Annotated in this window: 13 protein-coding genes and 1 riboswitch; of the genes, 6 read left to right on the top strand and 7 right to left on the bottom strand. The window is 42.9% G+C overall.

The window, feature by feature from the left end; genetic code table 11:
* Nucleotides 1-56: 56 nt before the first annotated feature.
* The 6 genes from E2R51_RS15125 to E2R51_RS15095 all read right to left on the bottom strand — a co-directional run bounded on the left by E2R51_RS15125 (nt 57) and on the right by E2R51_RS15095 (nt 5950).
* Nucleotides 57-635 carry an SCO family protein gene (locus tag E2R51_RS15125; RefSeq protein WP_133377925.1) on the bottom strand — a complete coding sequence of 193 codons (579 nt, stop codon included), beginning with the start codon at nt 633-635 and terminating at the stop codon, nt 57-59.
* Complete coding sequence (locus E2R51_RS15120; protein ID WP_133377924.1) at nt 635-1636, bottom strand: ABC transporter substrate-binding protein; 1002 nt, start codon at nt 1634-1636, stop codon at nt 635-637. Before E2R51_RS15120 ends, E2R51_RS15125 begins: the two co-directional genes overlap by 1 nt.
* 18 nt (nt 1637-1654) lie before the next feature.
* Complete coding sequence (locus tag E2R51_RS15115) at nt 1655-2413, bottom strand: ABC transporter permease (RefSeq protein ID WP_133377923.1); 759 nt, start codon at nt 2411-2413, stop codon at nt 1655-1657.
* Complete coding sequence (locus E2R51_RS15110) at nt 2397-3182, bottom strand: ABC transporter ATP-binding protein (RefSeq protein WP_133377922.1); 786 nt, start codon at nt 3180-3182, stop codon at nt 2397-2399. The genes E2R51_RS15115 and E2R51_RS15110 overlap by 17 nt, the downstream gene beginning before the upstream one ends.
* A gap of 399 nt (nt 3183-3581) precedes the next feature.
* Complete coding sequence (locus E2R51_RS15105) at nt 3582-4133, bottom strand: hypothetical protein (protein WP_133377921.1); 552 nt, start codon at nt 4131-4133, stop codon at nt 3582-3584.
* A gap of 452 nt (nt 4134-4585) precedes the next feature.
* Nucleotides 4586-5950, bottom strand: coding sequence for an APC family permease (locus E2R51_RS15095; RefSeq protein ID WP_165967242.1), 1365 nt, complete (start codon nt 5948-5950; stop codon nt 4586-4588).
* Nucleotides 5951-6315: 365 nt separating this feature from the next.
* Nucleotides 6316-6420: riboswitch (guanidine-I (ykkC/yxkD leader) on the top strand.
* Between the two features lie 43 nt (nt 6421-6463).
* Between E2R51_RS15095 and E2R51_RS15090 the strand changes: the two genes are divergently transcribed.
* The 6 genes from E2R51_RS15090 to E2R51_RS15065 all read left to right on the top strand — a co-directional run bounded on the left by E2R51_RS15090 (nt 6464) and on the right by E2R51_RS15065 (nt 14917).
* A complete protein-coding gene (locus E2R51_RS15090) occupies nt 6464-7183 on the top strand; it encodes an urea amidolyase associated protein UAAP1 (protein WP_133377919.1) in 720 nt (239 codons plus the stop codon).
* 29 nt (nt 7184-7212) lie between these two features.
* On the top strand, nt 7213-7863 hold the full coding sequence (locus E2R51_RS15085; protein WP_133377918.1) for an urea amidolyase associated protein UAAP2: 651 nt from the start codon (nt 7213-7215) through the stop codon (nt 7861-7863).
* Between the two features lie 152 nt (nt 7864-8015).
* The gene (uca, locus tag E2R51_RS15080; RefSeq protein WP_133377917.1) at nt 8016-11654 is read left to right on the top strand and encodes an urea carboxylase; all 3639 of its coding nucleotides are present in this window, start codon (nt 8016-8018) and stop codon (nt 11652-11654) included.
* A complete protein-coding gene (gene atzF / locus E2R51_RS15075; RefSeq protein WP_133377916.1) occupies nt 11651-13414 on the top strand; it encodes an allophanate hydrolase in 1764 nt (587 codons plus the stop codon). The genes uca and atzF overlap by 4 nt, the downstream gene beginning before the upstream one ends.
* 391 nt (nt 13415-13805) lie before the next feature.
* Nucleotides 13806-14192 carry a cupredoxin domain-containing protein gene (locus tag E2R51_RS15070; RefSeq protein WP_133377915.1) on the top strand — a complete coding sequence of 129 codons (387 nt, stop codon included), beginning with the start codon at nt 13806-13808 and terminating at the stop codon, nt 14190-14192.
* Nucleotides 14193-14353: 161 nt separating this feature from the next.
* Nucleotides 14354-14917, top strand: coding sequence for a YybS family protein (locus E2R51_RS15065; protein ID WP_133377914.1), 564 nt, complete (start codon nt 14354-14356; stop codon nt 14915-14917).
* Between the two features lie 30 nt (nt 14918-14947).
* On the opposite strand, the gene E2R51_RS15060 is transcribed toward E2R51_RS15065, so the two are convergent.
* Nucleotides 14948-16360 (bottom strand): PQQ-dependent sugar dehydrogenase, encoded by a 1413-nt coding sequence (locus E2R51_RS15060; RefSeq protein ID WP_133378035.1) that lies wholly within the window; start codon nt 16358-16360, stop codon nt 14948-14950.
* Nucleotides 16361-16770: the final 410 nt, after the last annotated feature.

Below are 16770 nucleotides of genomic sequence, written 5' to 3'. Positions count from 1 at the left end.
AACGCGTACACGACTAATTAATTATCGTGTACGCATTTTTACTGTATTCAATCAATCTAATAATCCTGCAACAGCTCAACCGCCTCAACAATCTCCTCAAAAGGAACATCTATCGACATCTCATACTGCTCTAAAATACGGTCACCCATCATTAGATAAAGGGAGGTGCTGTGTACAAACTGATCCGAGCCATCAAGCTTTGCCGCTGGAGCAAGAAACCCTCTATTAGCGAACAATTCGATTTCCTCCTGCTCGTATCCTGATACAAAGTTCCAGTTGGAAAAATCGGCCCCAAACTGCCCGCCGAATTCCCGTAAAACGTCTGGCGTATCATTTTCAGGATCGATTGTGAAAGAGACCAGCTGATAATCCAGGTTTTTCTCATCCAACTGCTCCTGCAGCTCGGTCATGTTAAACGTCATGGGCGAACAGACGGTATCACAATTCGTAAAGATAAAAGAGGCCAGCCATATTTTATCTTCCAACTCATCGGTGTGAAAGGATTCCCCGTTCTGATTCACTGCCTGCAATGGGCTTACTTCCCCGTTTAATGAGAAGTGTTCATCCAGGTTAATCCCGGATGAACATCCTTGCAGAAGCAGCACGATGAAGCATGCTGTAATCCACTTTTTCATTATTCCTGTGCACTGCCTAACAATTTATCTTGTGAAACAACTAAATCATCAAACTCAGGTTTTTCTTTTAAAAATTGCAGATCGTGAGAAGAGTCTGCAAACGCCTGGATAATCTCTGCATCTACTTCATTTGTAAACGTTACGCGTTCCCATGCACTTGCAATAATGGATTCATCCATTCGCTGACTTGTGATTTCTTCAATTGAATCAACTGCAATCGTTTGAGCTTCTTCTGGGTTTTCAGAGATGAATTCAATGCTCTTTTCATGAGCTGCCGTAATTTGTTTAATCATTTCGTTTTCTTCTTCAAGCAGCTTTCCGCTTGTGACTAAGACCGTATTAGGAAGGGTTGTTCCATAGGCAATCTCATCCGTATCTACGATGATTTTTGCTCCATTGGCAACCAGAGTAGAAGCCCATGGTTCAGGGACAGCAGCAAGATCGACTTTTCCTGATTCAAACATCGCTTGATATTGGGCCGGATTCCCGGTTACATGCTTTAATGTTCCGCCAATACGAGCCGATGTAATTCCCTGTTCTTTCAAGAATGTTTCCATTTGAACGTCATGCGTACAGCCAATTCCTGGTGTAATAAAGGTATGGTTACCAAGATCCTCTAACCCTTCAATGCCGCTTTGTTCACTTGCGACAACCACCGTACCGCCGGAGGATGCACCGGCAATAATTTTAACATCAGCACCATTGGCGTAATTGTTCATCACAGGTCCCGGTCCTACGAATCCTGCATCAATATCACCTGTTTTTAAGGCAGTCATAAATGCACCGCCATCAGGGAACGTTTTATACGTGACTTCCTTGTCGTCACCAAGTGTTTCTTCAAAGTATTGTTTTTCTTTTGCGATCATCGCAGGTACGTGGTCAATATTCGGGAAGTAGCCGATAACGACTTCATCTTTGCTGCCGCCTGATTTATCTGAGCCACACGCTGATAAGATAAGTACTGCTGCTAGAAAAAATAGTATACTAAGATTCTTTTTCATTAATATAACCCCCAAAAATTATTCTGTTGCCAGTCCCCATTTTTTAAGGACCTTCTTTTCAACGCGCTGGAAAAACAGCAGGTCGACAATAATACCGATCAGCATGATCATAAGCATAATCGCAATCACACGGCTCATATCTCCAAAATCGGATGCAAATCGCAATGAATACCCAAGGCCGGGGCCGGTGCTGAGCAGTTCGCCCGCCATCAGTGCCCGCCAGGCAAATGCCCACGCAAGGCGGATCCCAGTTACAGCATATGGAATGGAAGCGGGAATCGTCACTTTACGGAATAATCGAAATCCCCTGTAGTTCATTGTCTTGGCAGCTTTTATAAAAAGCGGGGGAACATTGATAATACCTGTACGAACATTTATCGTCATGACAATGGTTGCCCCTAGAACAACAATAAAGATGACAGCCATTTCATTCAGTCCAAACCACATAATGGCCAGTGGCAGCCAAACAATACTTGGAACGGACTGCAGGGCTAATATGAGAGAACCGAGTGTTTCATCAGCGGTTTTTGATTTAGCTAAAAGAACACCGAGTAAGAGTCCTAAAACTAGTGCGATGGCGAGTCCGGTAAACAATCGCTGAAAGCTTGCTAAAAGATCATAAAGCAAGGTTTTATTACTGAAACCTTCGTACAGTGACACAAAAACATCTGTCGGGGCTGGAAGAAGAGAGGGGGATACTTCAAACGCGTACACCGCTCCCTGCCAAACAGCGAAAAGCAATACATAAAAGATGATCCGTTTAACGGCTGGCTGCATGATTCTGCTCCTTTTCCGTTACTTTATCAATTTCAGATTTTAATAACGATTGTATTTTTTCTTCATAAACGATAAGGTCTTCTTTTGATTGAGAGCGGGGTCTCGGGAAGTCTAATTCGATGATGTCTAAAATCGTGCCGGGCTGAGTGCCCATTACAACGATCCGGTCTGAGAGCTTTAGGGCTTCTGCAATACTGTGGGTAACAAATAAAATTGTTTTCTTTGTTTCCAGGAAAATATCTTCTACAATTTCATGGAGACGGGAGCGTGTTTGTTCATCTAATGCCCCGAATGGTTCATCCATTAATAGAAGAGCGGGGTCCATTGCAAGTGCCCGTGCAATCGCTACACGCTGCTGCATGCCGCCTGAAATCTCATGAGGTGAATGCTTAGTGTAGGAGCTCAGCTGAACCTTTTGTAAATAATAAAGGGCTTTTTGCTGCGCTTCTTTTTTTGACATGTCGGGTAAAAGGGGGAACATAACATTCTCTTCTACTGTCAGCCAGGGAAATAAAGCCGCCTGCTGGAATACCATGCCGCGCTCTTTCCCGGGTCCTTTTATGGTTTTGCCTGAAAGTTCAATCGACCCTTCTGTAGCTGTTGCTAAACCAGCGACGATCGATAGCAGCGTAGATTTGCCGCATCCTGAAGGTCCTAAGATGGAAACGAACTCGCCTTCTTTCACATCAAGCTGAATATCTGAGAGAACAAGTTCCGTATTTCCTTTATTCGTAAATGATTTATTTACATTATTGATCGATAAAAACATCACTTCACCTGCTTATCTTGTTAATCCTATAAAATTAATCGGAATTGTATGTAAAATTATATCTGAAGGAGGGAGAAAGTCAATACTTTTACGTTTAATTCTTTACTGTGGTGACGGGGTAGAGAAAGGGGATTTGATTGAAAGAGATTAGTAGAAAAATGGAATTTGTGTTATGAGCAAAAACAGGAGGCTGGGGCCGTTTCCGCGGAAAGCGAAGAAGGTGGACGCAAGCGTTATTATCGTGTATATCTAACACCGAAAACCTGAACCAATGAAAATCACTAGTTCGGATTTTCTGGTGAATAACATTTTATTGTGGCAGGCTCATTTCACTTTCCTATTAAACCCAAAAAAAATAGAAGACTCATTCTCTATGGTCTTCCATTTTCTAAGCATTGATTAACAGCCGGTAAAACCGATGAATAATCCTCCCCGTACGGTAACAATCTGTCTTCCGCAAGCATCAGTAGTCACTTGTGGAGCAAACGCAAAGGCTCCTATGGTCCTAAAACATTTGTCCTGACAGATATCTCTTTGGCAAATCGTCCGGATGACCTGATTGACAGATACGGCTGTATCGCTGCTAAGCGTACATGGCAGATCTCCAAGTTGAAGCCCACCTTCAATAGGCGTCAAGTCCCCCACATTGATGTGGAACCTAGCCGTTCCAACCAGACGGACAGCATTTAGTGTAATAGGACATGTTAGTGTCCCGCCGCATGGATCTTCAACGGTCGCTTCCACTTCCTCATCTTCCAGCATACACACCAGTTGACTCAAATCAGAGCAAGCCGTAAAGTTATCGAATGAAGTAAAGCTAAACGTAAAACCATCCGGAACGATAGCGCTTGTACAATAAGAAATGGTCTCGAGGCACGCTTCTTGCTGCTGAATACCAAGATCCTCGACCCGTTTACCTTCTGAATTAAAATATATGACATTATTTAACATAGTAATCCCTCCCTTCTCTCTATCATATGTTTTTCTTGATTTTATGCTTGGGAGAGTTAACTATGTTTTAATAGATTTGAAAGAATGGTTCACTACAGGAATCTTCCGTTTCTCTCAACCATACCGCTCTCCAGCAATTAATTTTGATAAACTAGAAAAATCGGATGATTGAGTATGGATTTCTGGATATTGAGTATAAGCTGCCAATGATTATTTTTTCAAAACGGGACTTGTCCAATATGGGTCAAGAACCGCAAGCAAAATCCTGATATGAGCTATTTAAAAGACCGGAATAGACAAATGATTCTCTTACTTCTTAAGAAGATTAAAGAATTCGGAGATCAGTACTTTTAGTAATTCGTTTTTACTGCGGCAACGTATTGATGAAAGGTGACATACAAAAAACCGCTTATTCGTTCAATGAACGAGTAAGCGGTTTTTGTATCATTTCGTTAAATGGCTTCTTTAACTTGACTGGGTTCTTTATTTTCAGAAGCTTCCGCATCTGGCAGAGGTTTGGTGAAAAAACCAGTTAAATAGATTAGATAAATGGCCCCGGCAGCTACCCAGGCCAGGCCTCCGAGGATGGTTTGCAAATCCAGCAATGCTAAAAGCCATACAATGAAGCCTGCTCCTATTAAAGGGAAAATTAGGTTTGTCACGATTTCTGCAGCTGTCGAGTGTTTTTTGTTTTTGAAAAAAAGAGTAATCACACATATGTTTACGAAAAAGAAGGCGCTGAGGGCTCCGAAGTTCACGAATCGAATGGCATCATCAATACTGATGAAGATGGCCAGTAAAGAAATGATGGATGCGATGATAATGTTAATTACGGGCGTTTTAAATGCAGGATGGACGAATCCGAACCATTTCTTTGGAAGGATGGAATCCCGTCCCATCACGTACAGCAGCCTCGAAACACTTGTCACAGAAGCAAGTCCTTGTGAAAAAATGGCTGCGATTAAAACTGTTATAAAAACCGAACGCAGAAAGCTTCCTCCTACCACTCCGACCAATTCGAGTGCAGCAGAGTCCGGATCGGTAAAGCTTAAGTTTGGAAGAGCCGTCTGGATAAAGTAAGACGTACCGACATGAAGAAAAGCAACAATACCAATCATAATGAAAATGGCTTTTGGGATGGTTTTCTTAGGATCAATGGTTTCTTCTGAGAGAGTTGCCATGGTGTCAAAGCCCAGAAATGAAAATACAACGATCGATGCTCCTGCCAACACAACAGGCAGGGACATATCAATATTTATGAAAGGCTCTGCGGACAGTAAACTGGCAGCGCCACCAGAATGCAGCAATCCATAGGCTAAGTAGGAGCAAAAAACAACCATAAAGATGATTTGCAGTATCACAAAAAGGCGGCTGATGTTCGCAGAAGAACTCACTCCCCGAATCGCGATCACGGCAAGAAGGACGATTAATCCAATAATCCATACATAAGCAGGAACGGAAGGAACCTCTGCATGAAGGAAAATTCCAAATGTAATACAGGCTATGATCGGAGCAAATAAGTAATTAAGCAGCAGCACCCAGCCTACTAAAAATCCTGCATAAGGATGGATGGTTTCTTTGGCATAGGTGTAAGCTGATCCGGCAACAGGGATTTTCTTTGCCATAATGGCATAGCTTGCTCCTGTGAAAAGGACGGCGAGCACCGCCATCATATAGGCAGCTGTAAGGAACCCGTTTGATCCTTCATAGGCGACTCCAAAGACAGAGAAATAAATCATTGGGGTGTTCCAGGCAAGGCCTAAGAAAATGACCTGCCATAACGTCAGTGTCCTCTTTAATTCTGTTTGATTATCCATAATAACCCCTTTCATAAGGCCTGAATAGTTGCTGGCATTTTCAATCAATAAATTGTATAGGCTCTATTCTTTGGATGAAACGAGTATATTGCAACAAGTGTGTCAGATTTTCTGACATAGTTTATTAGGGGTGGTGGGAGGGGGAAGATTCCTTTAAAGGTGCTGTGTCACTGTTTTGCACAATAAAATAAAACTTAAGTAAAATTCTTTTAATTTTTGTTGGTGGTTTTTATAAAAAATAGTGCCTAAATTTCTTCTGAAAAAAGTATGTTAGAAAATCTAACATAGTAGTTGAAGGGGCTTTTGTAGTTGGCTATACTGCTCACAACATCAAAAATTCAATAAGGGTTCTCGGCAGTGAGAACAAAAAAGCTTTCTAGGGTTCCGCTGATCTTTGCAGGTCAGGGCTGGTCCGAGAGAGAGCGGTATAGGGGATCCTATATACACGGAGGGACAAAAGCCTGGGAGATGACAAATCTCTCAGGCTTTTTTTATTTTTAAGGAGGAGTAAAAATGGAAAAAATTTGGAGTTTAACGCTTGGTTCTGGTGCGAAATGGTCAGGTAAAGTCTCGAAAGGAAAGCTTCTTCGATTTACAGCGCTTGAGGATGGAGCCAATCTCTCAGGACTGCTGTTTAACGCGGATGATCTAACGGAAAGTTACAATATGCCGGATACGTTAAAAGCGCAGTACACTGCGCGTTTAACGAAAGGGAATGTGCTCATGAGTGATAATGGACGTGCTATGGCAAGTTTTGTAGAAGACGATTTACAATGGCATGATCCGATTGGGGGATATACAACCCGTCAGTTAACCGATAAGAAATATGGAACAACTGCATTCCAGGAAAATCAAAATGAATGGTACCGAAGCGGAGAAGAAAACCTGGCAATGGAATTAGTGAGAAATGGGTTGCAGCTTAGAGATATGGTACCCGTCTTTAATCTTTTTTCAAAAATACAAGCAGATGAACAAGGGGCGATGCATTTCGCAGAAGGTCACTGCAAAAAAGGAGATACTGTCACAATGCGTACGGAAATGGATGTCGTGCTGCTCCTGTCGAATACGCCTAGTCCCCTTGATCCCCGGACACATTATCCATCCGTGCCGGTAGAGATAGAAGTGCTCCATGCTGAACCAGTGAAAGAAGATGACTATTGTGTCAATCATCGTCACGAAAATAAAAGGGCTTTTGAAAATACCTGGGACTATTACAAGTTAGCCGCTCAATAACCATACTTACTTGAAGGAGGAACTATAAAATGACGATGTTAACGAAAGTGAAGAGTTTCCGTGAAGCAGCGGATGCCGTTTATGATTATGCACTTCCTGCCGGGGAGGGATGGATGTATGAACTGAAGCCAGGCCAGGTTCTGCGTCTTGTCGATAAAGAAGGAAATCAGGCTGCTGATACACTTTTTTATGACGCCGATCATCCGGAGGATCATTATAGTGCGATCCAGACAATTGCTAAACAAAAGAATGTGTATTTAACGACTGGATCAAAGCTGCTTTCTGAATCGGGTAAGGAACTGCTGGAAATTGTAGCAGACACAGTGGGGCGCCATGACACGCTTGGCGGGGCTTGCTCAGCGCAAAGCAACACGGTCCGGTATGCCCATGACAGGCTGCCAATGCATAATTGCCGAGATATATTTATGCTCGAGCTGGCAAAGCATGGAGAGACCTTTTCTAAAAGAGATATTGCACCGAACATTAACTTTTTCATGAATGTACCTGTAACGCCTGAGGGAGGTTTGTCGTTTGCAGATGGCATATCCGGTGCGGGTCATTATGTTGAAATGAAAGCCAAATGCCGTACGAAGGTTTTGATCAGTAACTGTCCGCAGCTTAATAATCCATGCAGCGGGTATAACCCAACCGCCATCCGCCTTCTTGTTTGGGACCAGTAGTTCGGGTTTAATTATCGGAATGTTCTTTTATTTAATTGGACACAGTTGATTGAAGCTGAGGATGTGAGACTCCGCGGAAAGCGAACGCCCTCAGTGCTACTCAACAGCTTCGTTTAACAAATCCATTTTTAAAATGAAAAGGGGTAATGATTATGTTTAGAAAAGTACTTATTGCGAATCGTGGTCCAATTGCTGTACGTATTGAGCGAACCTTGAAAAAGCTCGGAATTTCTTCCGTAGCAGTTTATACGAAGGCTGATCAGGACAGCCTTCACGTCGATCATGCAGATGAATCTGTCCAAATCGGAGAGGGGCCGGCAGGAGAAAGCTATTTAAATGCAGATCTGATCCTGCAAACAGCCATTGATACAGGAGCAGAGGCCATTCACCCAGGCTATGGCTTTCTAAGTGAAAATGCGAATTTTGCCCGTGCCTGTCAAGAGAAAGGGATTGTCTTTATCGGGCCAACAGCTGAACAAATGGAGATCTTTGGGCTGAAGCATTCGGCAAGAGAAATGGCGAAGAAGGCAGAGGTGCCATTACTTCCGGGAACTGATTTGATAGAAAATCTTGTAGAAGCTAAAGAGGCAGCAAAAGCCATTGGTTATCCGGTTATTCTCAAGAGTACAGCAGGAGGCGGAGGCATAGGGATGCGTGTCTGTAAGGATGAAGCAGCGCTAAGTTCCGCTTTTGAAGGTGTTCGTCACCTGGCTGAGACGAATTTCAAGGATGGCGGTCTTTTCCTGGAGAAGTTCATTGCAAAGGCCCGCCATGTGGAAGTGCAAATTTTCGGCCGTTCGAATGGAGAAGTCGTGACATTGGGAGAAAGAGATTGTTCCATTCAGCGAAGAAACCAGAAGGTGATTGAGGAAAGTCCTGCTCCTGGATTAACGGAAGAAACAAGGAAGGGAATGGCTGAAGCTGCTAAACGGTTAGCATTGGTTTCTGGATACAGAAACGCCGGCACAGTTGAATTTTTGTATGATCCTGATTCTTGTGATTACTATTTCTTAGAAGTAAACACAAGGCTTCAAGTCGAACATGGTGTGACAGAAGAAGTCCTTGGAGTTGATTTAGTCGAATGGATGGTGAAAGAAGCTTCTGGTGATTTAAGTGAAGACGAGACGAAAGGATTACAAGTGAAAGGGCACAGTATTCAAGCCCGGATATACGCTGAAGATTGTCACCACAATTTTCGCCCGAGTGCCGGATACTTAGATAAAGTTTCTTTTTCTAGTGAAGCAAGGAATGAAACATGGGTAACAGACGGGGTAACGGTTACGACACTGTACGATCCCATGCTTGCGAAAGTGATCGTACACGGCAAAGACCGGGAAGAAGCAATTCAGAAACTAAAGGCTGCTCTGTCACAAACCAAAATGTACGGTGTTACATCAAACATTCAGTATGTCCAATCCCTTTTAAGTGAATCACGATTTACATCAGGTGACGTTTTTACCCAGCAGTTAGCTGACTTTCATCCGGCAGAAAATGCCTTAGAGGTGATTGACGGCGGCGTTCAAACAACCGTTCAGGACTATCCCGGACGAATAGGTCTTTGGGATGTAGGGGTTCCCCCGTGTGGTCCGATGGATTCATATTCATTTCGAATTGGCAATCAGCTGCTGGAAAATCCTGAAGATGCTCCGGGGCTAGAGCTTACTCTTAGAGGAGGATCGTATCGCTTTCGAAGCGACATGTGGTTCTGTATAACAGGAGCGGATATGGCTCCTGAATTAGATGGAGAACCAGTGCCTCTATATAAACCGGTTCCGGCAGAAAAAGGTCAGACCCTATTGCTCCAAAAATCCAGCAAAGGCATGCGCACCTATCTGCTGGTTAAAGGCGGGTTTGATATGCCGAAGATTCTTGGCAGTTCATCTACATTTACACTAGGAGGATTTGGCGGTCACGGAGGCAGAGAACTTCGGTCAGGAGATGTGCTGGGTATTCACGGAGGAAATGAACCTGAAATTTTACAGGCCATTCCTTTAGAAAAGCAGCCGCAGTTAACGAATCACTGGACGATTGGCGTTATACCGGGCCCGCACTGTACAGAGGAATATTTACATGAGGATTATTTAACGCAATTAACCGAAACAGAGTGGGAAGTCCACTTTAACAGCTCCCGCACAGGGGTGCGTTTAAAAGGACCAGCTCCACATTGGACAAGAGAAGATGGCGGGGAGGCGGGACTTCATCCTTCCAATATTCATGATAATGCTTATGCAATTGGGACACTTGATTTAACGGGGGACATGCCGATCCTTCTCGGTCCTGATGGACCCAGCCTTGGCGGTTTTGTTTGCCCGGTTACCACCGCCTCATCAGAATTTTGGAAAATCGGTCAGCTATATTCGGGTGATACGATCCATTTTCAGCTTTTAAGTTTAGAAGATGCAAATGATCTTCGGCGAATTCAAGAAGAAAAACTTGGGGAAATTTGCAAGGGACATCGAAAGACCCTTTCAGTGGACGCTCTTCCTGTAAAGAACAGCAACCTGAACTCCAGCTATCCCATCCTTAATTATGAAGAAACGAATCGCAGATTTCCGATTACGATTCGCTGCAGTGGAGATGAATATCTGCTTGTTGAATACGGGGAAATGGAACTTGATTTAAAACTGCGCTTTCAGGTGCAAGTATTAATGGAAGAAATCGAATCCCAAGCAAGCCTTCCCGTTATTGAAATGACGCCTGGCGTTCGCTCGCTCCAAATTCACATCGATCCACTTAAGATGTCTGTAAAGGAAGCAAGCCAGAAGGTGCTTGAGATTGATGGACAATTGCCGCCGCTTGAATCGATTGAGGTACCATCAAGAATTGTAAAGCTTCCATTATCCTGGAATGATCCATCCACTCAGCTTGCGACCGAGCGCTATCAGCAGAATGTGCGTCCTGATGCACCATGGTGCCCCGATAACTTAGAGTTTATCAGACGAATTAATGGGCTTAGGCATGTAGAAGATGTGAAAAAAATTGTTTTTGATGCGAACTATCTTGTTCTGGGGCTTGGTGATGTGTACTTAGGAGCACCACTCGCCACTCCTACAGATCCAAGGCATCGACTTGTCACAACAAAATACAATCCAGCCAGAACCTGGACACCGGAGAACGCTGTTGGTATAGGAGGATCCTATATGTGTGTCTATGGGATGGAAGGGCCTGGAGGCTACCAGTTTGTCGGACGGACGATTCAAATGTGGAACCGACTGCGCTCTACAAAAAGCTTTGAACCGGGAAAGCCGTGGCTGCTGCGTTTCTTTGACCAAATTCAATACTATCCAGTAAATGCGGATGAATTAATGACACTGCGGGAAGACTTCCTGCGCGGACGTTTTGAAGCGGATATTACAGAAACCACCTTTAATCTTGGGGAGTACTTAGCGTTTCAGGAATCGATTAAGGAAAGTTCCAGGCAATTTAAAGACCAACAGCAAACTTCGTTTCAGGCGGAAAGAGAAAGGTGGAAGGAACTCGGCATTGCGGAGCATATGGAAGAAGAGGATAGCGGGGAATTAATCATAGAAGAAGAGATTCCGGAAGGCGAAACCGCAGCACGCTGCCAGATGCCCGGAAGCGTATGGAAAGTACTTGTTTCACCAGGTGAATACGTACACAAAGGCGATATCCTTATAATAGAAGAAAGTATGAAAATGGAGTTTCCTCAACAGTCCCCCTGCGACGGTTATATCACAGCTGTGAAAGTGAATCCGGGGGATCAAGTTCAAGCGGGACAACTAATCGCAAGTATTAAGGAAGAAAAGGAAAGTGTGGTGTCTGTACAATGAAAAAGATTCCCTGGAATTTAACCATTGATTGGCTGCAGGAAAATTATCAAAAACAAAATGTCACCCCTCGTGAGGTTTTAAATGAAATTATCGAACGTTCAAAGAGAGATGAAAGCATGAACATATGGATTACTGCGCCAAGCTGGGAGTGGATGGAATCTTATGTAGAACGTTTAGCATTCATTGATCCCTCTCATGCTCCGCTGTGGGGAGTTCCTTTTGCTATTAAAGATAATATTGATTTGAAAAACATACCTACCACAGCAGGCTGCATGGACTATGCGCATACGCCGGCTGAACATGCGACCATCGTAGACCGGTTGATTCAGGCAGGTGCCATTCCGGTTGGAAAAACCAATCTTGATCAATTTGCTACAGGTCTTGTAGGAACAAGAAGCCCCTATGGAGAAACGCATAACTCCATTCGCGAAGAAATGATCAGCGGCGGGTCAAGTTCCGGATCAGCTGTTGCAGTGGCCCGGGGGCAGGCGGCTTTTTCTTTAGGAACAGATACAGCCGGTTCAGGGCGCGTTCCCGCTGCTTTGAACAATCTTGTGGGGTATAAACCTAGTTTAGGAGCATGGTCAAAAAAAGGAGTAGTGCCTGCATGTGAGAGCATCGATAGCGTTTCCGTGTTTGCCCATACACTGAGCGACGCGCTGGCGGTGGATGAGCAAGCAAGAGCAAAAGACCTATCTGATCCATGGTCGAGAGAGTTTCCTTCATCAGATACGTCACATTTAAGAAAGTATTGCCTATCTAAAGAGCCTGTGGATTTTTATGGACGTTACGGACTGGATTATAAGAAAGCATGGGAAACGGCTGTGGAAAAATTAAAGAGCTTAAATGTCCCTGTTGAATATGTCGATACCAATCTGTTTGAACAAGCCGCAGAAGTTCTATATGGCGGTCCATGGATTTCAGAAAGGTGGTCGGCTTTAGGTAGTTTTGTAGATTCCAATCCAAATGCTGTTCATCCGGTCACTGAACAAGTATTGCGTTCAGGCGGCCCTGGCAAGTATGATGCGGCGGTATTGTTTGATGCGATTCATCAACTGCAATCATTAAAACGGGAAGCAGAAGAACTGCTTCGCGACTGTGTTCTGGTCATGCCGACTTGTGGTGGAACATGGTCAAGAGAAGAAGTCAGAAACGATCCTGTCGCAACAAACACTGATATGGGGCGGTATACGAATCATTGTAATTTACTAGATTTGGCTGCTGTCGCGACTCCAGCAGGGGAAGCGGCAGATGGAATACCGTTCGGCGTTTCGTTTTTCAGTTTATCAGATCAGGAAGAAATCCTGGTCCAGGCAGCGGATTTATTTTTGAACTCCTACTCTACTCATCCAATACCAGATACAGGTGAAGACAGTATCCCTTTCGCAGTTTGCGGTCTTCATATGAGAGGCTACCCTTTAGAGAAACAAATGATCGAATGCGGCGCAGAGTTTATAAAAGAAGAGAAAACGGCGCAAAGCTATCAGCTTATCAAATTGCCTGGTGATCCATCCAAACCGGGCCTGATCAAGCAGTCGCATGGCGGAACGAGTATTGTTGTAGAACTATGGAAAATGCCACTCAAATCATTGGGACAGTTTATTGCTGCGATCCCTGCTCCTTTAGGGGTTGGGAAGGTCGAGCTTCATGATGGAAGTGAGGTCACGGGATTTATCAGTGAAGGGTATGCAGAACAACAAGCTGAGGATATATCAACCTTAGGAGGGTGGAGGCAGCTTCAAGGAATAAAAGTCAAATAGAAAATTGGATGGGACAAAACCACAACAGAATGCTCTCACGATAAAAATTCGTGAGAGCATTCTTTCGTTCTTTTGATCTTCCAACCAATAAGGCAGGGAACCGGTCTCCTTTAGAGCTTTCGTTATGTCTTACTTTCTTTTTGAACACCTGACGCAATATATAGCGAATTAAGCGGAATTACTGAGTGGATAGAAAATGCGTGAGAAATGGGCGCCTATATGGTCCCTTTTCACACATACTATAACAGTGACTTACTAGAAAGCTGTTCCAAGATATCCTGGAACGGCTTTTTCTTTGTTATAGCAGGGGAGAAGAGGGGTAGCATCTAAATTTATCGTGATAATTTTTTAAAATTAGAAAATAATAACGGTTAGGAAAGGAGGGAGTATAATGTCTGTGAAACGGGTAATAGGCTTAGTCATTGTGTTTGCAATGGTGGTAGTTGTGACAACTCTGGGCACATCCGGCGTATTGGCGGAAGCCGGTGTTGTAACTCAGCCTGGGGAAGCGGTGAAATCGATTGAGGTCGAACTGAACGATGATTACTTTGAGCCAAAAGTCATCACAATTCCCAATGGAACAAACACAACGCTGATATTGAAAAATAAAGGGAAGATAGAGCACACCTTCACAGTGGAAAAGCTCGGAATTGACGTTGAGATCCAACCAGGACAAGAAAAAAACGTTAACGTGAAACCGACCCAGTCCGGTACATTTGAGCTGATATGCCGATACCATTTCCAGGAAGGAATGGTGGGAGAAGTAATCGTCAAATAAAAAGCAGGACGGCTTTTATTGGATAGACATCATCGTAACAACGAATTTTTCTATAGGGTAAGTCGATTAAGGCTAGAGGAAAATTTTTAATTGTTCCACCTCTACTAAATGGTAAATATAATATAAGGCAATGTCTAAACCATTTAGACTGAGGTGGAAAGATGTATTTTTTAAACCCTATTTCTGATGATGTTCGTTTACCTCAATTACTATTCAATAATCATAACCAAACAATGATGCTCATTTTAGGGGCTTTCTTAGCCTGTATTGCTGCTGTTTTACAGTCCGCTGGCGGGTTTTTACCAGGTGTAGGATATTTGTTAAGTGCGCTTGCTACTGCACCTATTCTGTTATGTTCCATGATTTCCATTCCATTTGGTGTCATGTCTTACCTGCTGACCATTATGTTGTTATTTATTCTGCAGCCGACTGAACTTATTATCTTTCCTTTTACAACAGGATTGTTGGGACTTGGCATAGGGGCATCCTTTAACTTTTTTAGAAAGAGATTAAGTATTATTGCTACTGGCACGGTTGTTTTAATGGTTGGAATGATAAGTCTGCTGTTTCTGTTTCACTTTCCAGTTTTAGGTCCAACCGTCTCTGTTTCCTTTTCATTTCTTGCAGCTGGCTGTATTTTTTTATTTGCATTCCTTTATAGTTGGTTATGGGTTGAAATAGCGGTAATCATTTTTAAAAGATTTAAAAAAATGATTACCATTTAGTGGTCATTTCTACTATTGTTTTACGTTGATTCAGGGGACGATTTCAAAAATAGTCCCCTGGTTAAAATCGGTCACCTTCCTAGAACCATAAACCCCTAAATATAAACTGCTTTGATTCAGATTGGTTCCCAAATTAACATAATAGGCTGATTGAGATCCAAAATCATAATCAGTTTGAATTACACTGAAATCATTTTGTTGCCCATTCAATCTTACGGTGGTATAAGCTAAAACCCCTCTAACCTGAGGTTGAGATTCTTTCCGGGCAAAATCGGTAAACACAACGCTTCCTGTTAAACCTGGGATTCTGTTCCCCATATAGGCTTGCACCCCTGTAATAGCAGTTCCTTCAAACTTATCGGGCCTGGCATCTTTATGAAAATAACTGGTTAAAGGTTGAAGACGACTCCCTGAAAGTGATACTGCTTCGTTGTAATAAGCAATAGTATTCTCATTCATCGTCGTATTATTACTACAGCTTCTTGTAATCAAAGCAGGAAAATCACCTTCCCAGGCCCGCCAGCCGAAGTTAATAAATCCCTCTTTGTCAGGTTCAGAATTCATGAAAGAGGCTTGAACAAGCTGAGGGACCGGTATCGGTTTATAATGAATAAATGAAAAAATTGATTCGACCATCCTTTGCCCAACGTTGCCCGCATATTTAATATACTGATTATAATACCGTTGAAAGGTAATGCCTGGTATATTACGAACCCCTTTGGCCATTACTGCGAGGGTTTCCTGAATAGCTGAAGGAAGTTCATTAAAACGTGTAACAATGGGCGGGGTATTGATGTTAGTAATCTTACCTACATCGATTTCAATTATTTTACCTGCGATTTCTAAATCGTCCTGACTTAAGTTAAACGGGTCATAGCCTGATCCTCCGTCTCCTGTGGTTAAAACAAGTTGTCCTGTTTCAGGTGAAAAGTTTAAACTATTGAACCCATTATGGTTTGAAAATGGTCTTCTTAAGTTGAGTAATGTCCGCCGTTTTTGGGGCTGGCCATTTGATTGCAGAATCCATTCCTCAACTGTATCAATATGATCGTATTGATTTTCTCTATTTATCCACTTTAGGTTCAAGGTTTCAGGGTCACACGGGTCAGGCTTAAAAGATTCAGAAAGAGCTCCTGGTCCTTGTGTGCCAGCTGCTGAATAGTGAAGATAAAACAAACCGTTAGAATAAAATTCAGGATGAAACGCAAGCCCCAGCAATCCCCGTTCATCATTTCCGCCGCCAGAAGCACCCAGTTTTAAAATTCTCGCGCGAATATCTAAAAAAGTCCTGACACTTGAGTCTCCTATGTAAAAAATCTCTCCTACCTGGGTGGCAATAAATAATCTTTCATGTGATTCGCCTGGAAGTATAGTTGTTTTCAAAACCGTAGGTAAATTAATCTTACTTACGATGGGCTGTAAACCAACCTTAACTTTGGTCACCTGGCTTTGCCCTCCCTCCTGATTTTCTTTAATAAGAATATGATTCAGCAGAGCTATTAGTACGAAATCAGCAGAGCATTTAGTGCAAAACAAACAGCCCTTATTGAATAATAAGGATAAGCACAAATAAAACATATGTATCAATGGGAAGAAAGTGTAAAATGGGGAGGTCATAATCGCGAATCCAATTATCATAAGATCCTTGGACGAAATTCAATTTTATTCAAGAATCATGAAGGAACATGCAATATTTTTACGCCTCACTCTTTTTGAGCGAATAGAAGAAAGCTGGCAAAGTACTGAAAACACGGATATACGCCAAATTTAAACTTTTAACACCGAGGTTTATCAGGCTGCAAGTGCCATTTTTCTTTTGATGAAATGGTTTATGCTTTTGTCGTTTAAAAAAA

Origin of the sequence: Jeotgalibacillus sp. S-D1, from assembly GCF_004358665.1 — a bacterium.
In the GTDB taxonomy this organism is placed as follows: Bacteria; Bacillota; Bacilli; order Bacillales; family Jeotgalibacillaceae; genus Jeotgalibacillus.
This window is presented reverse-complemented; position numbering and strand designations above follow the sequence as displayed.

Excerpts from the sequence above, each read along its gene's own strand:
- E2R51_RS15065 (WP_133377914.1), top strand. The coding sequence starts at position 14,354 with ATGTATTTTTTAAACCCTATTTCTGATGATGTTCGTTTACCTCAATTA.
- E2R51_RS15070 (WP_133377915.1), top strand. The coding sequence starts at position 13,806 with ATGTCTGTGAAACGGGTAATAGGCTTAGTCATTGTGTTTGCAATGGTG.
- E2R51_RS15105 (WP_133377921.1), bottom strand. The coding sequence starts at position 4,133 with ATGTTAAATAATGTCATATATTTTAATTCAGAAGGTAAACGGGTCGAG.
- E2R51_RS15120 (WP_133377924.1), bottom strand. The coding sequence starts at position 1,636 with ATGAAAAAGAATCTTAGTATACTATTTTTTCTAGCAGCAGTACTTATC.
- E2R51_RS15115 (WP_133377923.1), bottom strand. The coding sequence starts at position 2,413 with ATGCAGCCAGCCGTTAAACGGATCATCTTTTATGTATTGCTTTTCGCT.
- E2R51_RS15090 (WP_133377919.1), top strand. The coding sequence starts at position 6,464 with ATGGAAAAAATTTGGAGTTTAACGCTTGGTTCTGGTGCGAAATGGTCA.
- E2R51_RS15125 (WP_133377925.1), bottom strand. The coding sequence starts at position 635 with ATGAAAAAGTGGATTACAGCATGCTTCATCGTGCTGCTTCTGCAAGGA.
- E2R51_RS15110 (WP_133377922.1), bottom strand. The coding sequence starts at position 3,182 with ATGTTTTTATCGATCAATAATGTAAATAAATCATTTACGAATAAAGGA.
- E2R51_RS15085 (WP_133377918.1), top strand. The coding sequence starts at position 7,213 with ATGACGATGTTAACGAAAGTGAAGAGTTTCCGTGAAGCAGCGGATGCC.
- atzF (WP_133377916.1), top strand. The coding sequence starts at position 11,651 with ATGAAAAAGATTCCCTGGAATTTAACCATTGATTGGCTGCAGGAAAAT.
- E2R51_RS15095 (WP_165967242.1), bottom strand. The coding sequence starts at position 5,950 with ATGGATAATCAAACAGAATTAAAGAGGACACTGACGTTATGGCAGGTC.
- uca (WP_133377917.1), top strand. The coding sequence starts at position 8,016 with ATGTTTAGAAAAGTACTTATTGCGAATCGTGGTCCAATTGCTGTACGT.